The sequence below is a fragment of the Pseudomonas sp. Irchel 3H7 genome (assembly GCF_900187605.1).
Classification (GTDB): Bacteria; Pseudomonadota; Gammaproteobacteria; order Pseudomonadales; family Pseudomonadaceae; genus Aquipseudomonas.
On record NZ_FYEA01000003.1, the window covers coordinates 235,722 to 253,651 of the forward strand.

Annotated in this window: 17 protein-coding genes; 6 read left to right on the forward strand and 11 right to left on the reverse strand. The window is 60.5% G+C overall.

Annotated features, from left to right (window positions below; translation table 11 throughout):
• Nucleotides 1-2: 2 nt before the first annotated feature.
• Both CKW38_RS07100 and CKW38_RS07105 read right to left on the reverse strand, forming a co-directional pair.
• Nucleotides 3-245: a hypothetical protein gene (locus CKW38_RS07100; RefSeq protein ID WP_095112304.1), complete on the reverse strand. Its 243-nt coding sequence runs from the start codon at nt 243-245 to the stop codon at nt 3-5.
• Nucleotides 246-289: 44 nt separating this feature from the next.
• Complete coding sequence (locus CKW38_RS07105) at nt 290-643, reverse strand: putative quinol monooxygenase (RefSeq protein ID WP_038366796.1); 354 nt, start codon at nt 641-643, stop codon at nt 290-292.
• Between the two features lie 397 nt (nt 644-1,040).
• Here CKW38_RS07105 and CKW38_RS07110 point away from each other — a divergent pair, with 397 nt between their 5' ends.
• Nucleotides 1,041-1,970: an AraC family transcriptional regulator gene (locus CKW38_RS07110; protein WP_007912614.1), complete on the forward strand. Its 930-nt coding sequence runs from the start codon at nt 1,041-1,043 to the stop codon at nt 1,968-1,970.
• 278 nt (nt 1,971-2,248) lie between these two features.
• Here the strand turns inward: CKW38_RS07110 and CKW38_RS07115 are convergent, their stop codons facing one another.
• The 6 genes from CKW38_RS07115 to CKW38_RS07140 form a co-directional block, all read right to left on the reverse strand.
• Entirely contained in the window at nt 2,249-3,304 is a 1,056-nt protein-coding gene (locus CKW38_RS07115; RefSeq protein WP_095112305.1) for an ABC transporter ATP-binding protein, read from the reverse strand.
• A gap of 13 nt (nt 3,305-3,317) precedes the next feature.
• On the reverse strand, nt 3,318-4,166 hold the full coding sequence (locus CKW38_RS07120) for an ABC transporter permease (RefSeq protein ID WP_095112306.1): 849 nt from the start codon (nt 4,164-4,166) through the stop codon (nt 3,318-3,320).
• Nucleotides 4,163-5,071, reverse strand: a complete 909-nt coding sequence (locus CKW38_RS07125) for an ABC transporter permease (RefSeq protein WP_095112307.1) — start codon at nt 5,069-5,071, stop codon at nt 4,163-4,165. Before CKW38_RS07125 ends, CKW38_RS07120 begins: the two co-directional genes overlap by 4 nt.
• A gap of 190 nt (nt 5,072-5,261) precedes the next feature.
• Nucleotides 5,262-6,365, reverse strand: coding sequence for an ABC transporter substrate-binding protein (locus tag CKW38_RS07130; protein ID WP_007912623.1), 1,104 nt, complete (start codon nt 6,363-6,365; stop codon nt 5,262-5,264).
• A gap of 217 nt (nt 6,366-6,582) precedes the next feature.
• Nucleotides 6,583-8,031 carry an aldehyde dehydrogenase family protein gene (locus CKW38_RS07135; RefSeq protein WP_176472306.1) on the reverse strand — a complete coding sequence of 483 codons (1,449 nt, stop codon included), beginning with the start codon at nt 8,029-8,031 and terminating at the stop codon, nt 6,583-6,585.
• Complete coding sequence (locus CKW38_RS07140) at nt 8,031-9,668, reverse strand: 5-guanidino-2-oxopentanoate decarboxylase (protein ID WP_095112308.1); 1,638 nt, start codon at nt 9,666-9,668, stop codon at nt 8,031-8,033. Before CKW38_RS07140 ends, CKW38_RS07135 begins: the two co-directional genes overlap by 1 nt.
• Before the next feature lie 226 nt (nt 9,669-9,894).
• Between CKW38_RS07140 and CKW38_RS07145 the strand changes: the two genes are divergently transcribed.
• The gene (locus tag CKW38_RS07145) at nt 9,895-10,776 is read left to right on the forward strand and encodes a LysR substrate-binding domain-containing protein (protein WP_007912629.1); all 882 of its coding nucleotides are present in this window, start codon (nt 9,895-9,897) and stop codon (nt 10,774-10,776) included.
• A gap of 210 nt (nt 10,777-10,986) precedes the next feature.
• Here CKW38_RS07145 and CKW38_RS07150 read toward each other — a convergent pair whose 3' ends face one another.
• On the reverse strand, nt 10,987-11,601 hold the full coding sequence (locus tag CKW38_RS07150; protein WP_095112309.1) for an NAD(P)-dependent oxidoreductase: 615 nt from the start codon (nt 11,599-11,601) through the stop codon (nt 10,987-10,989).
• Between the two features lie 46 nt (nt 11,602-11,647).
• Nucleotides 11,648-12,526 (reverse strand): MBL fold metallo-hydrolase, encoded by an 879-nt coding sequence (locus CKW38_RS07155; RefSeq protein WP_095112310.1) that lies wholly within the window; start codon nt 12,524-12,526, stop codon nt 11,648-11,650.
• Nucleotides 12,527-12,640: 114 nt separating this feature from the next.
• On the opposite strand from CKW38_RS07155, the gene CKW38_RS07160 reads away from it, so the two are divergent.
• Together CKW38_RS07160 and CKW38_RS30160 are read left to right on the forward strand one after the other, a co-directional pair.
• Nucleotides 12,641-13,546, forward strand: coding sequence for a LysR family transcriptional regulator (locus CKW38_RS07160; RefSeq protein ID WP_218222341.1), 906 nt, complete (start codon nt 12,641-12,643; stop codon nt 13,544-13,546).
• Between the two features lie 130 nt (nt 13,547-13,676).
• A complete protein-coding gene (locus tag CKW38_RS30160; protein ID WP_007912636.1) occupies nt 13,677-13,853 on the forward strand; it encodes a hypothetical protein in 177 nt (58 codons plus the stop codon).
• A 133-nt stretch (nt 13,854-13,986) separates the two neighbouring features.
• Here the strand turns inward: CKW38_RS30160 and CKW38_RS07165 are convergent, their stop codons facing one another.
• A complete protein-coding gene (locus CKW38_RS07165) occupies nt 13,987-14,871 on the reverse strand; it encodes a helix-turn-helix domain-containing protein (RefSeq protein WP_095112312.1) in 885 nt (294 codons plus the stop codon).
• A gap of 186 nt (nt 14,872-15,057) precedes the next feature.
• Here CKW38_RS07165 and pobA point away from each other — a divergent pair, with 186 nt between their 5' ends.
• Nucleotides 15,058-16,242 carry a 4-hydroxybenzoate 3-monooxygenase gene (gene pobA / locus CKW38_RS07170; protein ID WP_176472307.1) on the forward strand — a complete coding sequence of 395 codons (1,185 nt, stop codon included), beginning with the start codon at nt 15,058-15,060 and terminating at the stop codon, nt 16,240-16,242.
• 79 nt (nt 16,243-16,321) lie between these two features.
• On the forward strand, nt 16,322-17,839 hold the full coding sequence (locus CKW38_RS07175; protein ID WP_007912641.1) for an MDR family MFS transporter: 1,518 nt from the start codon (nt 16,322-16,324) through the stop codon (nt 17,837-17,839).
• Nucleotides 17,840-17,930: the final 91 nt, after the last annotated feature.

Genomic DNA, 17,930 nt, shown 5'->3' on the forward strand with positions numbered 1-17,930 from the left:
CGTTACCAGATCAAGTCGGCGTCTTCAGTGACGCCCTTGAGGTTATCCAGCTCATTGATGGCTGCTTCATCGGCAGCAATCGCGCCGGGGAAGACTTGATCATTCAGCAGTTTGTGAAAGCGTGGTGCGCCGCCATCGACCAGGGCCTTGACCGCGATTGCCGCGTAATAGCCCTTGTTGCCGCCCAACTCGACGGGGACGACTGCGGAAACTGCTTCGAAGTGCTCGAACTCTTTACGTGCCATGTCACACATCCCGGCTCAGACAAATTAAGCCGGACATTAAACCCTCAACCGACGAGTTTGTGTACCGGCGCCGGGCATTGGCCGAGGGCTTGCGCCGCCGACACGTCCTTGAAAGTGTGGAAGTCGAGGCTGTTGACCACCAGCTCCTGCACCAGCTCGGCGAAGATTTCCATCGACGGGCTGTTGAAATAGTTGGTCATCATTTGCTGACTGCTCCAGAACCCGGAGACCAGCCACAACTCCGGATCACACTGCGAATGCTGCAAGGCAAAGCTCAGGCAACCGGGGGCGGCGCGGGACGGATCGATCAACGCGCTCAGGCGTACACCGAGTTCCGCCGAACGCCCGGCGCGCGCTCGAACGAAGGCCATATGACTGACGGGAATCTGCTTGGACATGTTCAACCCTCCCAGGGAGTCGCGTGGCAGCCGGGGGACGGGCTGCGACAGGTTCAAAGGTTAAGGGCCGCACGCCGGCCGCCGTTAGTCGATTCCTGCCGCCGCGTTGCACAATCCTGCGAGACTTCATCCAGAAGCTGTAACAACCTGTAAAACGGCGTCACACGGTTGTCATACGCGTTTTGTGTAGGAGCTGCCGAAGGCTGCGATCTTTTGATTTTGCTTTAAAGATCAACAGATCGCAGCCTTCCGCAGCTCCTACAGGATTGAATCGCGACAGGCGCGAAAACAGCTCCGGGCAGAATCAGGCAAGCATTTCGCAGGATGTGTCTACCGCTGGCGCTTGCACAAACATATGCTCTGCTCCATTCCACCTCCCCTGCCGAGGATGCCGTGCATGACGTCATTCGATCGTTTTCAAGCCGAACCCAGCGCTGACATGGAAAAACAGCGTGCGGAACTGGCGGCGATCATCCGCCGCAACACCACCGACGATGGCAGCTACGAGACCGCCATCGGCTCGCTGTTCATGTCGCGCCACACAAAATCCCACGACTTTGCCCCGGTGCTCGCGCAACCGGCGCTGTGCATCATGGCGCAGGGGCGCAAAGAGGTGCGCCTGGCCGACGAGTTCTTCAACTACGACCCGCTGAATTATCTGGTGGTGTCGGTTTCGATGCCGCTGAGCGGGCGCGTGGTCAATGTCTCGCCGGAGGAACCGATCCTCGCTGTGCGCCTGGATATCGACCCGACAGAAATCACCGCGCTGATCGCTGACGCCGGCCCCATGGGCGTACCGACCCGGCCGACCGGGCGTGGTTTGTATGTCGAGCAGATCGACAGTTCGATGCTCGATGCCGTGCTGCGTCTGGCACGTTTGCTCGATGCGCCGAAAGACATCGCCATGCTCGCACCGCTGATTCGCCGGGAGATTCTTTATCGCCTGCTGCGCAGTCCGCAGGGGCATCGCTTGTATGAAATCGCGATTGCCAACAGTCAGAGCCATCGCATCAGCCAGGCGATCAAATGGCTTAACGGCAACTTCGAGCAGCCGTTGCGCATTGATGATCTGGCCAAGGAAGTGAACCTCAGCGTCTCGACCTTGCATCACCGTTTCAAGGCGATGACGGCGATGAGCCCGCTGCAGTATCAGAAGCAATTGCGCCTGCAAGAGGCGCGGCGCCTGATGCTGGCCGAGGGGCTGGAGGCTTCGGCGGCGGGGTATCGCGTGGGGTATGAAAGTCCGTCGCAGTTCAGCCGCGAGTACAGCCGGCTGTTTGGTGCGCCGCCGTTAAGGGATTTGGCGCGGTTGCGGCTTTCGGTGTGACCGTTTAGAAGCCCCTCACCCTAACCCTCTCCCAGAGGGAGAGGGGACTGAATGGGGAATATTGGAGAGGTTCACCGACCTGAAAGTGCTTTGCCGAATCCATAATCAACTGGATTTTTCAAGTCGATGAATAGCGCTTGCTTTGCCGAATCCATAATCGAATCGATATCTCAGGTCGATGGATAACGCCAGACACCTCGGTTGGCTCCCTCTCCCTCCGGGCGGTCCGACGTTTCGGGAGGGCTGGGGTGAGGGGCGATTCGGAGTCAGACCTCGCTCTACGCCCCCAACACCCGACAAGCCTCCACCGGCAACGTCACCGACACCGGATGGCCAATCCCCAATCCGATTCCCTGACACGGCGTGCTCAACGCCGTAAACGTCACCCCGGAACACTCCACCGTGGTCTCGATGGTCGCGCCGATATCGCGCACAAACGTCACCTTGCCGAGCAATCGATTGCCCGCCGTCGCTTGCGGCGCAGACAGTTGCAGGTCTTCCGGACGAATCAGCATCTTCACTTTCTGCCCCACGACAATGCTGCTGCAGATCGGCACTTGCAGCGCATCACCGCCGGGCAGGCTGACCTTGCCATCACCCAATGCGGTAGCCGGGAAAATATTGCCCGAGCCGATGAAGTCAGCGACAAACTCGTTGGCCGGATGCCGGTAGATTTCGATCGGCGTGCCGACCTGCTGGACCTTGTGCTCGCCCAGCACCACGACGATGTCCGCCATGGTCATCGCTTCGCGCTGATCGTGGGTGACCATGATCGTGGTGATGTTCAGGCGCTGTTGCAGTTGGCGGATTTCCACCTGCATCGATTCGCGCAGCTTGGCGTCGAGCGCCGACAGCGGCTCATCGAGCAGGAGGATTTTCGGGTGCGAGGCAATCGCCCGGGCAATCGCCACGCGCTGCCGCTGACCGCCGGAAAGTTTCGCCACCGGGCGATCGATCATCGCCTGCAACTGGATCAGCTCCAGCAACTCGACCACCCGCTTGTGCTGATCAGCCTTGCTGACGCCGCGCAGTTTCAACGGGTAGGCGATGTTCTCGCCGACGGTCATGTGCGGGAACAGCGCCAGCGACTGGAACACCATGCCGAAGTTGCGCAGGTGCGCCGGGGTCTGGCCGATGTCCTCGCCGTCCAGGCGAATCTCGCCGCCAGTGAGGGTTTCCAGCCCGGCGATCATCCGCAACAGGGTGGTTTTGCCGCAGCCGGAAGGGCCGAGGAAACACACCAGTTTGCCTTCCGGCAAATGCAGGTTGACGTCTTGTACCGCGCACGCCGAGCCGTAGAATTTCTCGACGTTTTCCAGAATCAGACCAGTCATGTTGCACCTCAAATCAAAAGGAAACGCCGCCCTTGCCCACCAGCTTCTCCAGCGCCCAGATCAGGACGAAGTCGATCAGCACGATCAGCACGGCAAACGAGAACACGGTAGGGTCGAGCGATGACACGGTGCGGCTGTACATCCAGATCGGCACGGTCATGACGTCGATGGTGTAGAGGAAATAGGTCACGGTGAACTCGTTGAACGAGACGATGAACGCCAGCAGCATGCCCGCCAGAATCCCCGACTTCATCAACGGCACCACCACATCGACAATCGCGCGCAATGGCGAGGCGCCGAGCATCCGCGCCGCTTCCTCGACTTCGTTGCCGATGGAAAGCATCGCCGCCGTGCAGTTTTTCACCACAAATGGCAAGGCCAGAATCACGTGGGCGATCACCAATCGCGAGGTGGTCATGTGGAACGGCAGGCTGTCGAACACCAGCAGCAATGCCAGACCCAACACCACCATCGGAAACACCAGCGGCAGCGACATCAGTTGCAGCGCCACGGCTTTGCCACGGAACTCGCAACGGGTCAGCGCGTAAGCCGCGGGCACGGCGATCAGCGTGGCGAAGATCATCGTCAGGCACGACACCAGCAGACTGGTGGCCATCGCCTGACCGAGGCTCAGCACATCGCTGGCGTCCGGCGAAACGAAGGTGTGCCAGGCCGCTTTGTACCATTGCAGGCTGTAGCTGCTCGGCGGGAAGTCGAGGTTCGACGCACCGCTGAACGACATGACGATCATGGTCAGGATCGGCAACACCGCCAGCAGCAGAATGAAGCCGGAGAGGATGCCGGCGAACTTGCCGGTTTCGCCGGGCAGCAGCGCCATGCGCTTCTTGGTCAGGGCACTCATTGCGAAGCCTCCAGCAGACGCCGACGACGGCCAGTGATGTATTCGGACAAGGTCATGATCGCCAGCGTGGTGACAATCAGTACGACACCGGCAGCGGACGCGGCAGGCCAGTTCATCAGCGGCGCGATCTGGTCATGCACCATCACCGCCAGCATCGGCACGCGACGACCGCCGAGCAGCAACGGCACGACGAAGCTGCTGGCGTTGTAAGCGAACACCAGCGTTGCGCCAGTGATGATCCCGGGCAAACTCATCGGTAACACCACTTGGCGGAACACCTGAAAACGGCTGGCGCCGAGGGTCGCGGCGGCTTCCTCATAAGTGCGGGCGACGCCGCGCATGGCACTGGCGATCGGCAGCACGGCGAGCGGAAACGCGGTTTGCACCAGCCCCATCAATACGCCGTTCTGGTTGTACAGCAACATGATCGGCCGCTTGATCAGGCCGAGCCCCATCAGCGCCTGATTGAGCATGCCGGCCGGGCCGAGAATCACCAGCCAGCCATAGCTTTGCAGCAGCAGATTGACCAGCAACGGCAGCAGTACCGCCGCGAGGAAAATCCGTCGCAGAAACGGCGAGGTCAGCCGCGACATGGTGTACGCCACCGGGATCGCCAGCAGCACGGCAATCACCGCGCTGATCAACGCCAGACGCAAGGTCAGCAACAAGGATTTCAGGTAGTACGGTTCGAGCAACTGGGCGTAACTGGCCAGGCTGAAACCGCTCCACTCCGCGCCTTTGGTGCCGACGCTCATGCGCAGCACCAGCAGGCTGGCGGCGATCAGCACGCCGAGAAACAGCATCGACGGCGTGAGGAAAAGCCACGCCCGCGCAGTCGGTGAAACAGCGCGCGTCGGGCGCACGTCAGCGGCGCCGACCGCTTGGGTCAGGGATTGATGTTCCATAGCAATGATCTCGTCAATGGAAAAACAACTGACGAACACAACTCTCCAAACCACCCCCGCCCCCTTGTAGGAGTGAGCCTGCTCGCGATAGCGGCGTGTCAGCCACCTAATAGGTTGACTGGTATGACGCTATCGCGAGCAGGCTCACTCCTACAGGGGATTTGTGGTGCTCTGAAGGTTGGTGTTCGGCTCAGGAAGAAAAAATTTCCGTATAGCGACGAATCCATTGGTCATGCACGGTGGCCAGGAAGGCGTTGTCGTGCATGATCGCCTTCTCGGCAATCTGCTCCGGCGTGAGGATGAACGGGCTCTTGCGCGCTTCGGCGGAGATGATCGCCTTGGCGTTGACCGGGCCGTTGAAGATGTCTTCGGCCATCTTGCCCTGCACCAGCGGGTCGAGGGAGTGATCGATAAACGCGTAAGCCAGATCGGTGTCGCCCGGACGATTCTTCGGCATCACCGAAAGCATCAGGTCGGTGTAAAAACCTTCCTTCATGCCGAAGGTAGCACCGAGGCCGTAGTTCGGATCGCGGATCTGCTTGGGGAAAAATGCCGGCGCATAGAGGCCGCCCATGTCCAGCGATCCGGTGCGGAACAGTTCGGCGATCTGGTTCGGGTTTTCACCCAAAGTCACCACGCGATCCTTGAGTTCGGCGAGCTTCTTGAAACCTGGTTCGATGTTGTGTTCGTCACCGCCGGCCAGTTTCGCGGCGATGATGATCAGGTCCATCGCTTCGGTCCAGTTTGGCGGCGGCAGGAAAATGTTCGGCGCCAGATCGGCATCCCACAACGCGGCGTAACTGCTTGGCGCGTCTTTTTGTGTGCGGGTGCTGTAGACCAGACTGTTGCACCACAAGAGATAACCGATGCCGTGGCCATTGGCGCCGGTGCGGTATTGTTCCGGGACGTCGACCAGGTTGGGAATGCGGTTTAAATCAGGTTTTTCCAGCAGCCCGGCGGCGGCCAGACCCTCGGCACCGACACCGGCCAGGGTGATGATGTCGTACTGCGGACGGTCACCGCCGGCCTTGAGTTTGGCGACCATTTCCGAGGTGCTGCCGGTGCGGTCGGCGATGACCTTGGCACCGGTCTTGGCTTCGAACGTCGCGGCGATGTTACGCAGTGCGGCGAGGCCGGTGTCATCCGACCAGGTCAGCAAACGCAGGGTCTTGCCGGCAAAACGCGTGTCGCTGGCGCTCGCCCGGATGAAGGGCATGCTCAGGGCGGCCGCCGCCACCGAGGCGACGCCGACGGTTTTAATGAATTGACGCCTGTTCAGATCGTGCTCGCCCATGACGGACTCCCTTTGTTCTTTTAAGTATGAGGTTGGTCGCAACCGTTGCATCCGCGCGGCCGGATCCGCGCCAAGCCCCGTTTTACAAGGGCTTTAGCGCTGCCGACGGGTTCATCCTGAGGTCGTGCAAAACACCTGACTATCGATAAAAACTCATTGAAGCCATGACGCCGACGCATGCCTCGTTGCGAGGCATGCGCTGACCTTTTTCGGGCGTTCAGAGCGCCCGGATCACGTGTTTGATTTCCTGAAAAGCGGCCAGGCCCCATGGCCCCAACTCGCGGCCGATACTGCTCTGCTTGTAACCACCCCACGCCGTTTGCGGGAAGATCACTTGCGGTGCGTTGAGCCACACCAGCCCCGCCTGCAGGGCGTTGGCGACCCGCTCGGCGGTCTCGGCGTTTCGCGTCACCACACTGGCGACCAGGCCGAATTGGCTGTCGTTGGCCAAGGCAATTGCCTCGGCTTCGCTGCTGAAACGGCGCACGCACAGCACCGGGCCAAAAATCTCTTCGCACCACAGCGCACTGTCGAGGGGCACGTCGGTGAACACGGTTGGCTGCAAAAAATAGCCGCGCGGCAAATCTGCCGGACGATTGCCGCCGCAAAGCAGTTTCGCGCCAGCACTGAGACCGCGGTCGATGTGACCAAGCACACGCTGGTATTGCGCCTGATTGACCAGTGCGCCCATCTCCACGTCCGGGTCGAACGGGTCGGCGACGCGAATTGCTTGCGCACGCTTGTGCAAACGTTCGAGGAATTCGTCTGCCAGCTCATCGGCGACCAACACGCGGCTGGTAGCCGAGCACATCTGTCCGGCATTGAAGAAACCGCCACCGCAAGCCAGCTCGACCGCCAGTTCCAGATCAGCATCTTCGAGCACCAGCAGCGAAGATTTGCCGCCCAGTTCCAGACTCACGCCCTTCACCGTTTCAGCGGCGCGCTGCATCACCTGGACACCGACGGCGTTGCTACCGGTGAAGGAAATCTTGGCGATGCGCGGATCCGCCGACAGTGGTGCACCGACCGCCAGACCAGTACCGCAAACGACGTTGAACACGCCTGTGGGCAGGCCGGCTTCGGCGATGATCGCCGCCAGCTCCAGCTCTGGCAGCGGCGTGACTTCCGATGGCTTCAACACCACGCAGCACCCGGCGGCCAGCGCCGGGGCGAGCTTCCACGCGGTGGTGACCATCGGGAAATTCCACGGCACGATCAGCCCGACCACACCGCACGGCTCGCGGCGCAGGCGTGCGCTGAAATCATCGCTGGGCAGCGGCACGTTGCTGTCCTGTCTGGCGTCGAGGCCTTCGGCGAGTTCGGCGTAGTACTCGAACGTGGCGATCACATCGTCGACGTCGATGGCCGCTTCGAACTGCGGTTTACCGTTGTTGCTCGACTGCAGGTTCATCAAGTGATCGCGACCGTTGCGCACGCCATTGGCGATGTTGCGCAGGATTGCGCCGCGCTCGGCACCGCTGGTTTGTGACCAATCCTTGAACGCGGCCGTGGCAGCGGCGACCGCTTGCTCGACCGCGTGCTCGTCACCGCCATTGACCGTGGTCAGCAACGCCTCGGTGGCCGGGTTGATCACGCGCAGATGTTCGCGGCCGGCCGACCATTGACCGTTGATGTAGAGGCCATCGAGAGTGGTTGGAAAACTGATCATTGGGCCACCGCCTGCATCCACTGGTTCTGGTCGATTTCGATCACGGTCGGGCCTTGGCGATCGGTGGCGGCACGCAGCGCACTGCGCAGTTGTTCCACCGAGCTGATCGCTTCGGCAGCGCAACCGAGGGCCTTGGCCACACCGATAAAGTCCGGGGTGTAGATATCGACGCCAACCGGTTCGATGGCGCGGTTGACCATGTATTTCTTGATCTCTTCGTAGCCCTGGTTATTCCACAACAGGACAATCACCGGCGTGCGCGCTTCGACGGCGCTGGCCAGTTCCGGCAGGGTGAATTGCAAACCGCCATCGCCGATCAGGCACACCACCGGTGGCCGTGCACCTTTGTCGAGTTGGCCACCGAGCCATGCGCCAATCGCGGCCGGCAACGCATAGCCGAGGGTGCCGTAACCGGTCGACGAGTTGAACCAGCGGCGCGGACGCTCCGGATTGAACGTGAGGTTGCCGGTGTACACCGGTTGCGTGGAGTCGCCGACGAACACCGCGTCGGGCAATTCATGCAGCACGGTTTCGAGGAAGCGGGTTTGCGCCAGGGTCGGGGCATCCCAGGTTGCGGCGAGATCTTCACGCAGACGCGCGGCGCGCACCTGGCCCCAATCGTTGCGGCGCTCAGCCAGCGCTTTGTGCGACAAGGCGCTGAGCAGCGCCTGCGCGGCATTGCGTGAATCGGCAACCAATGCCACGTGTGGCGGATAGTGACGCACGGTCTGGTCGGCATCGATATCAATGCGCAGCAGTTTGCCGGGAATCTCGAAACCACCGGCGAAGGTCACGTCGTAATCGGTTTCGGCCAGTTCGGTGCCGATCGCCAGCACCACATCGGCGTCGGCGACCAGCGCGCGGGTGGCGACCAGGCTTTGCGTCGAACCGATCAGCAGCGGATGCGTCGACGGCAACATGCCCTTGGCATTGATGGTCAGCGCCACCGGTGCATCGAGCAGTTCGGCCAGTTCGGTGAGTTCGGCAGCGGCATCAATCGCACCGCCACCGGCGAGGATCAAGGGACGCTGAGCGCCGGCGAGCAACTCGCTCATACGGCTCACGGCAGCGGGGGCAGCACCGGCGCGGTCGATGTTGACCGGAACGCTGGCGAGCAAGTCATCGGCTTCTTCTACCAGCACGTCCAGCGGGATTTCGATGTGCACCGGACGCGGACGGCCGGCCTGGAACAAGGCGAATGCGCGAGCGAGCACGCCCGGCAACTCCGACGCCGACATCAGCGTGTGGGAGAACGCTGCGACGCCAGCGACCAGTGCGCTCTGGTTCGGCAACTCATGCAGCTTGCCGCGCCCACCGCCCAACTGGTTGCGGCTCTGCACGCTGGAGATCACCAGCATCGGGATCGAATCGGCGTAAGCCTGGCCCATGGCGGTGGTGATGTTGGTCATGCCCGGGCCGGTGATGATGAAGCACACCCCCGGTTTACCGCTGGTGCGCGCATAACCGTCGGCCATGAAACCGGCGCCCTGCTCATGCCGTGGGGTGACGTGGTTGATGCTCGAACGGGCCAGCCCGCGATACAACTCCACGGTGTGCACGCCGGGAATGCCGAACACCTGCTCGACCCCGTAATCTTCGAGTAACTTGACCAGTACTTCGCCACACGTCGCCATGTCATTGCCCTTTTGTCAGCTAAAAACACAGGGCCTTTCTGTAGGAGTGAGCCTGCTCGCGATAGCGTCTTCACATTCAACACTGCGGTGACTGACTCACCGCTATCGCGAGCAGGCTCACTCCTACAGAGGGCCCTTCATGGGCTCATTGAACGGTCGGCAGGTAGCGGCAACAATCGATTAAAAGTCATACTAGCCATGTCCTCACGTCATACCTTGGATCCACATGAAACGACTGCCCCCCCTGCCCGCCCTGCATACGTTTCTGATCACCGCGCAGTGCTGCAACTTCACCCGGGCCGCCGAGCAGTTGCACATTACCCAGGGCGCGGTGAGCCGGCAGATCGCCGGACTGGAAGATCATCTGGGGTATGAATTGTTCATCCGCCTGGCCCGAGGTCTGGAGCTGACGGCTGAAGGAAGGGAATGGTTGCCGCGAGTGGAGAAGGTTTTCGGTCTGATCACTGAGGCCACCGAGCAGATCGGTCTCAAGCGCGAAACCCTGCAACTCAAGGCCCCCAGTTGTGTGATGCGCTGGCTGGTGCCACGCCTGCTGCAATGGCAAAAGGAACGCCCGGATGTGCCGGTCAAACTGACCACCACCCTGGCCCATGGCGTGGACTTTCAGCGCGAGCAATTTGACGCGGCGGTGATCTATGGAACGCCGCCGGACAACTCCTCGACGGCCCTGCACCTGTTCGATGAGCAACTGACCCCGGTCTGTTCACCGGCACTGTTGAAAGGCCCGCCAGCGTTGTTCGAGCCGGCGGATCTGCAACAGCACTTGTTGCTGCATCCGACTTCCGACACTCAGGACTGGAAGGTCTGGCTGACAGCGGCCGAGTTGCAATTGAACAACGTGAACCTGGGCCAGCATTTCGAAACGCTGGATCAGGCGATGTCGATGGCGTCGCATGGCACGGGGGTGGCGATCGGGGATTGGTCGTTGATTGGTGATGACTTGCGCGCGGGACGGCTGGTGATGCCGTTTGCGTTGAAGGTGAAGACGGGGCTGGCGTATTACGTGGTGGTGCCTGCGGGAACCGAGCCTTCGCCGCAGTTGGAGGAATTGATGATCTGGCTGGTGGAGCAGGCGCATTTGCGGTGAGGCTATTCCCCCTCACCCTAACCCTCCCGAAACGTCGGACCGCCCAGAGGGAGAGGGGACTGATTAGGGGATGCTCTAGAAGTACGCCGACGTGAAATTACTGCGTTGAATCCATAATCGACTCGATCACTCAGGTCGATGTACAACGCCAGACACCTCACCCCAGCCCTCTCCCTCGGGAGAGGGCTGGGGTGAGGGGCAAGGATTCACTCAGTACCCGACAGTAAACCGCTGACGCGAATGCTTCGGCGTTTCCACCTCGTCGATCAACGCAATCGCGTAATCAGCAAAAGTGATCCAGCTACGCCCTTCAGCGCTCACCAGCAAGTGATCCTGGCCGACACGGAAACTCCCCGTGCGCTCACCTTCAACAAACTCCGCCGACGGCGACAGAAAGGTCCAGTGCAGATCTTTCTCCTGACGCAACGCCTCAAGAAACGCCGCACCGGCACTGGCTTCAGCTTTGTACTCCGCCGGGAAACCCGCACTGTCGATCACCCGAGTGTCGTCCGGCAGCAACAACGAACCAGCACCGCCGACCACCAGCAAGCGCTGCACGCCCGCCTGCTTCACTGGCCCGACAATCGCCGCCGCAGGGACGGTGGCGAAATGCGCGGCGGTGATCACCACATCGTGACCGGCCACCGCGTCTTGCAGCGCTGCGGAATCCCGCACATCGACATTCTTGCTGACCACACCGGCACGGGCGCCGATCTTCGAGGTGTCGCGGGCGATAGCGGTCACGCTATGGCCACGACGCAGGGCTTCTTCCAGCAATTGGCTACCGGCGCGGCCGGTGGCACCAATGATTGCGATCTTGCTCATGACATTCTCCAGTTAGCTTGAGAGTGCTGCGTTTTTCAGAATCGGCTTACCACTGCATTTCGCCCTTGGCGACTTTCGCGCTCAGCTCCAGCGAGCTTTCCTCACCCAGTTTCGGGTAGCGTTTTTTCATCGCCTTGATCAGTGCGGTGGAGTCTTTGGCCTTGGCGGTTTCCGCGTCGAACGCCTTAATGTAGTCGGCGGTGAATTTCACGCTGGCCAGCGAACGGCTGCTGTTGCCGAGGTAATGGCCTGGCACCACGGTGTTCGGCTTGAGGGTTTCGATCGCGTGCAATGTTTCCAGCCAATCGGCGTGGGATTGCGCGCTCTGGGTATCGGCCATCCATACGTGAATGTTCTCGGCAACGACGACGCCACCGACCACGGCCTTGAGCGACGGAATCCACACAAAGCTGCGATCCGGCTGTTTGCCCTCAAGGCCGACCACCTGCAACTTCTGCCCTTCGAGCATCAGGCTGTCGCCCTTGAGCACGCCCGGTACGATGGTTTTCGCCGGAACGTCGGCGCCCATTTTCGGCCCCCAGAAGGCCAGTTTGCCGGCGACGGTTTGGTTGATGTGATCAACCGTCGGCTGCGAGGCCACTACCTTGGCTTCCGGGAATGCTTGAGTCAGGGTATCGAGGCCGAAGTAGTAATCCGGGTCACCGTGGCTGATGTAGATAGTGGTCAGGTGTTTGCCGCTGGCGCGGATCTTTTCCACGACCTGTTCAGCCTGGGATTTGCCGAACTGGGCATCGACGAGGATCGCGTCTTTCTCGCCGCTGACCAGTACCGAGGTCACCGGAAAAATCGCGCTGGTTCCCGGGTTGTAGACGTCGAGGGTCAGGTTGGCTGCGGCGGCATGCGCGGCGAAACCCAGGGAAGCGGTGGCGAGCAGAACGCGTTTGAGTGTGGTGAAGCCGATCATCTGTTGCTCCGGTGTCCGAATGCCGTGTTTGGCGATGGAACAGAGCTTAGTTGCCTGACTCAGTACAAAAAATGCGATGCTTGAACATAGTTTGTTTCTGAAAGCGGGCAAATCATGGATCGTCTCCAAGCAATGCGGGTGTTTGTCACCGTGGTGGATCTGGGCAGCCAGTCGGCCGCAGCCGATCATCTGGACCTGTCGCGGCCGGTGGTTTCACGTTATCTGGCGGAGCTTGAGGACTGGGTCGGCGCACGCCTGATGCACCGCACCACGCGCAAGTTGAGCCTGACCGCTGCCGGCAGTGAAATTCTGCCGCGTTGCCGACAGATGATCGAACTGTCGACCGACATGCAGGCCGCCGTCAGCGAACCCCACGACGCACCGCGCGGGCTGCTAAGGATCAGCGTCAGTACTTCGTTCGGCCAGGCGCAACTGGCCGATGCCGTAGCCGCTTACGTCAAACGCTACCCCGGAGTCAGCATCGACCTGCAAATGCTCGATCGCACGGTGAATCTGGTGGATGAGCGCATCGATCTGGCGATTCGTACCAGTAACGATCTCGATCCCAACCTGATTGCCCGACGCCTGACCGTTTGTCGTTCGGTGGTCTGCGCCACGCCGGCGTATCTGCAAGAACAGCCGGCGCCTCTGCGGGTCGAGGAACTGAGTCGACACAACTGCCTGACGCACTCGTATTTCGGCAAAAGCCTGTGGCACTTCGAGGAGGATGGCGAACCGGTTTCGGTGCCGGTGCAGGGCAATATCAGCGCCAACGAAGCCAGTACGTTATTGCGCGCAACATTGGCTGGCGCGGGGGTGGCGATGCTGCCGACCTATCAGGCCGGGGTGCATATTCACAGCGGTGAACTGGTGCGACTGCTGCCCCATGCCGAACCACGGCAAATGAACATCTATGCGGTGTACGCATCGCGCAAACACATGCCGGCGGCGCTGCGTAGCATGCTGGATTTTCTGGTGCTCAGATTTCCCGAAACCCCCGAATGGGATATCGGCCTGTAAACCCGATCCACTGTGGCTATCGATATGCTGAATGGCCAGTTACAAGCTCAAGCGCACTCGCTGGCAACTCCCCGCCGCTGACCTATGCTGAAAGTAATACCGCAGGGTATGTCGTTCAGAGGTCTACGCCATGAACATCAAAACAAGAAGGTACGTCGCGATTTTCATCACCTGCGCCGCCACGCTGGCGCTTTACGGCACCGCTGCCTGGCGGGTCGAACAGCTGCGACAGTTGCCGCGCGAGTACGCGAGCTGCAACTTCGAGCGCTGTATTCCACACAATGCCACGCTGAACGCATTGCGCTGAGCCTGAGGTTGACTCATTACCTGTGGGAGCTGGCTTGCCAGCGACTGCGGTCTGACATTCAGCATTGAAGGTGACTGGGCCACCGCTATCGCTGGCAAGCCAGCTCCCACAGGTTTTTGCGGCGTTTATGAGATTAATGCTCGGCCTTGAGGCTGTCGCGGAAAGCCTTTGGCGATATCCCCACCCGCCGCCGAAACAGCCGCGTGAAGTTGGTCGGATCGGAAAAACCCAACAACTCCGACATCTCGTAAATCGTCATGCTGGTGTACGTCAGCAAACGCTTGGCCTCCAGCAACTGCCGTTCATGCATGATCTGCAAGGCCGGTTGCCCCGCCAGTTCTCGACACGTGCCATTGAGGTGCGACACCGAAATCCCTAGGCGATGCGCCAGGTCCTCGACCTTCACGTGCTGGCGGTAAGTCTCCTCCACCAACTGTATGAAGCCATTGAGGTATTCGCGCTGCCGTTGCGGGCGCTGGCTGGCTTTGTGCCGCACGATTGCCTGACGGCTGACCCAGACCATGATCACGCTGACCAGCGAATGCATGAGCATTTCCCGCGCCGGTTGGTGGCCGTTGTACTCGGCCTGCAGCGCCGAGAACAGACTGTTGAGGTAATCGCCGTCGTGGCCGGCCGGATAGTGTTCTGCGCTGGCCAGCGCATGTACCGAATCGCCCAGTTGCGCCTGCAAGTGGTTGATCAGCGGTGTGGCGAGGGTAACGATGAACCCTTCGACGTCTTCGGAAAAACGAAAGCCGTGCACCGACAGCGGTGGCAGCACTTGAATGGCCGGGGTTTGGAGTTGCGTGCGTTGCCCTTCGATCTCAAGCTCTGCCTGACCTTTGAAGACGAAGAGTAATTGGCACAAATCAGCATGGCGGTGGGGTTTGATTTCCCACTCATGTTCGCGACTGCGGGAGGAAATGGTTTCACAGTGCAGCAAGTCAGGGGTCGGCCAGTCCAGGCTTTCACCGTAGAGCTTGAACACTGGAATCGAAGGCAGCTCAGGCTTGTTCATCACTTCAATCCAGGCCTCGGGGTTGTGGGCGATAATCGCACCGATTGGCAGAATGTACAGGTATCGGCTCAGTTTTCACCTTCAATTGACAGACCCGCAAGGGAAAAATGCAAGCACTCGATCCATAAAAATCATTCACCGGTCTTGGCCGCGTGAAGCTTGCGAGTCATAAAAACAATGAAAATGCTGAAAACCCAAGTCGCCATTATTGGCGCCGGTCCGTCCGGACTGCTCCTCGGCCAGTTGTTGCACAACGCTGGCATCGACACCCTCATTCTTGAACGTCAGCCCCCCGATTACGTGCTCGGGCGCATCCGCGCCGGTGTGCTCGAACAGGGCATGGTAGAGCTGTTGCGTCAGGCTGGCGTGAGTCGGCGGATGGACGCCGAAGGACTGGTGCATGGCGGTTTCGATCTGGCGCTGGACGGGCGTCAGGTGCACATCGATCTGCACGCGCTGACCGGCGGCAAGACGGTGATGATCTACGGCCAGACCGAAGTGACTCGCGACCTGATGGCCGCTCGTCGGGAGGCTGGCGCGCCGACGATTTACCAGGCGCGCGATGTCGTTCCTCACGGCATGAAAAGCGATGAAGCTTTTGTCACCTTTGAAAAGGACGGTGAAATCTTTCGCGTCGATTGCGATTACATCGCCGGTTGCGACGGTTTCCACGGCGTCGCGCGGCAGTCGATTCCGGCCGATAGTCTGAAAGTCTTCGAGCGGGTTTATCCGTTTGGCTGGCTGGGGATTCTGGCTGACACGCCGCCGGTGCATGACGAGTTGGTCTACGCCCGCCACGAACGCGGCTTTGCCTTGTGCAGCATGCGTTCGGCAACGCGCACTCGTTATTACCTGCAAGTACCGGCGGATGAAAACGTCGATGACTGGAGCGATCAGCGCTTTTGGGATGAATTGAAAAATCGTCTGCCAGTAGAGCTTGCCGAGAAACTGGTTACCGGCCCTTCGATCGAAAAAAGCATCGCGCCTCTGCGCAGTTTTGTCGTGGAGCCGATGCAATACGGGCGGATGTTTCTGGTCGGTGACGCCGCGCACATCGTCCCGCCCACTGGCGCCAAGGGTTTGAATCTGGCGGCGAGTGACGTCAGCACGCTGTTCAATATTCTGCTGAAGGTTTACCGCGACGGGCGCACCGATCTGCTCGAGAAGTACTCGGAAATCTGCCTGCGCCGCGTCTGGAAAGCGGAACGCTTTTCCTGGTGGATGACCTCGATGCTGCACCGTTTCGATGATCACGACGCTTTCAGCCAGCGCATCAGCGCCTCGGAACTGGACTACTTTGTCAGTTCAGAAGCGGGGCGAAAAACCATTGCAGAAAATTACGTCGGACTTCCTTACGAGGCTATCGAATAGCCTGCTACCGACTTACACTGGCGAGCATCCCCGCTCGCCTGACGATCTGCGGGACTCTCACTGCCCGCAGGTTTTGCCCGTGACCAATCTCAATCACCCCGAAACGCCCAAACCGGCCATTCGCAGCGTGCTGGTCGCGCTGATGATGGCGATCTTTCTCGGTGCGCTGGACCAGACCATCGTCGCCGTGTCGATGCCGGCCATCTCTGCTCAGTTCAAGGATGTCAGCCTGCTCGCCTGGGTGATTTCCGGGTACATGGTCGCGATGACGGTGGCGGTGCCGATCTACGGCAAGCTCGGGGACTTGTACGGACGGCGCAAACTGATGCTGTTCGGCATGGGCCTGTTCACCCTCGCCTCGCTGTTCTGCGGCATGGCGCAGAGCATGGAGCAACTGGTGCTGGCGCGAATCCTTCAGGGCATCGGCGCCGGCGGGATGATCTCGGTGAGTCAGGCGATCATCGGCGACATCGTGCCGCCGCGTGAGCGTGGGCGTTATCAGGGTTACTTCAGCAGCATGTACGCAGTGGCCAGTGTCGCCGGCCCGGTACTCGGTGGTTACATGACCGAGTACCTGTCATGGCGCTGGGTATTTCTGATCAACCTGCCGCTGGGCCTCGGTGCCTGGTGGGTGGCGCGGCGCAACTTGCGCGGACTGCCGATTCCCCAGCGCAAACCAATCATCGACTACCTCGGCACCGTGCTGATGATCATCGGCCTCACTGCCCTGCTGCTGGGCATTACTCAGGTTGGTCAGGGTCATTCGTGGCGCAGCGGTGAAGTGCTTGGCCTGTTCGCTTGTGCGGTGGTGGTGTTGGCGGTGTTTGTCTGGCATGAGCGTCGGACCAAGGAACCGTTGCTGCCGATGCACCTGTTCGCCAACCGCAACGCCCTGCTGTGCTGGTGCACGATTTTCTTTACCAGTTTCCAGGCGATTTCGCTCATCGTGCTGATGCCGCTGCGCTTTCAGAGCGTCACCGGTGCCGGGGCTGACAGCGCCGCTTTGCACTTGTTGCCGTTGGCAATGGGGTTGCCGATTGGTGCATTTTTCGCTGGCCGGCGCACGTCGATCACCGGGCGATACAAACCACAGATTCTGAGCGGCGCTCTGCTGATGCCGATCGCGATTCTCGGCATGGCGTTCAGCCCACCGGAGGCGACGCTGCTCAGCGCACTGTTCATGTTGCTCTGTGGTATTTCCAGCGGCATGCAGTTCCCGACCTCGTTGGTCGGTACACAAAATTCGGTGGAACAACGCGACATCGGCGTAGCCACCAGCACCACCAACCTGTTTCGCTCTCTCGGCGGCGCAGTGGGCGTGGCGTTGATGTCGGCACTGTTGCTGGCGTTGCTGCAGGATTCGAATTTCGCCCATCTGGCGAGCAGTTCGCTGATGAGCGAAGGGCATTCGGGCAACGTTCTGCTGGATGGTTTGAACGCCGCGCCGGGGGATGCGCAGAACGCCTTGCGCGCAGAACTGCTGGTGACGTTTAGGCATTTGTTGTGGGTGAGTGCGGCGGTGTCGTTGCTGGGTTTGGCGGCGGCGATTGCGATGCCCAACAACCTGCTGCGCGGACGCGAACACGGCGCCAAATAACTTTATCCCCTTGATCATTCCCACGCTCTGCGTGGGAATGCCTCAACGGACGCTCTGCGTTCGGCTTTGGATGGGACGCAGAGCGTCCCGG

What these genes read in the sequence shown, in the direction of transcription:
- CKW38_RS07100 (WP_095112304.1), bottom strand. Translation starts at nt 245, where the DNA reads ATGGCACGTAAAGAGTTCGAGCACTTCGAAGCAGTTTCCGCAGTCGTC.
- CKW38_RS07105 (WP_038366796.1), bottom strand. Translation starts at nt 643, where the DNA reads ATGTCCAAGCAGATTCCCGTCAGTCATATGGCCTTCGTTCGAGCGCGC.
- CKW38_RS07110 (WP_007912614.1), top strand. Translation starts at nt 1,041, where the DNA reads ATGACGTCATTCGATCGTTTTCAAGCCGAACCCAGCGCTGACATGGAA.
- CKW38_RS07115 (WP_095112305.1), bottom strand. Translation starts at nt 3,304, where the DNA reads ATGACTGGTCTGATTCTGGAAAACGTCGAGAAATTCTACGGCTCGGCG.
- CKW38_RS07120 (WP_095112306.1), bottom strand. Translation starts at nt 4,166, where the DNA reads ATGAGTGCCCTGACCAAGAAGCGCATGGCGCTGCTGCCCGGCGAAACC.
- CKW38_RS07125 (WP_095112307.1), bottom strand. Translation starts at nt 5,071, where the DNA reads ATGGAACATCAATCCCTGACCCAAGCGGTCGGCGCCGCTGACGTGCGC.
- CKW38_RS07130 (WP_007912623.1), bottom strand. Translation starts at nt 6,365, where the DNA reads ATGGGCGAGCACGATCTGAACAGGCGTCAATTCATTAAAACCGTCGGC.
- CKW38_RS07140 (WP_095112308.1), bottom strand. Translation starts at nt 9,668, where the DNA reads ATGGCGACGTGTGGCGAAGTACTGGTCAAGTTACTCGAAGATTACGGG.
- CKW38_RS07145 (WP_007912629.1), top strand. Translation starts at nt 9,895, where the DNA reads ATGAAACGACTGCCCCCCCTGCCCGCCCTGCATACGTTTCTGATCACC.
- CKW38_RS07150 (WP_095112309.1), bottom strand. Translation starts at nt 11,601, where the DNA reads ATGAGCAAGATCGCAATCATTGGTGCCACCGGCCGCGCCGGTAGCCAA.
- CKW38_RS07155 (WP_095112310.1), bottom strand. Translation starts at nt 12,526, where the DNA reads ATGATCGGCTTCACCACACTCAAACGCGTTCTGCTCGCCACCGCTTCC.
- CKW38_RS07160 (WP_218222341.1), top strand. Translation starts at nt 12,641, where the DNA reads ATGGATCGTCTCCAAGCAATGCGGGTGTTTGTCACCGTGGTGGATCTG.
- CKW38_RS30160 (WP_007912636.1), top strand. Translation starts at nt 13,677, where the DNA reads ATGAACATCAAAACAAGAAGGTACGTCGCGATTTTCATCACCTGCGCC.
- CKW38_RS07165 (WP_095112312.1), bottom strand. Translation starts at nt 14,871, where the DNA reads ATGAACAAGCCTGAGCTGCCTTCGATTCCAGTGTTCAAGCTCTACGGT.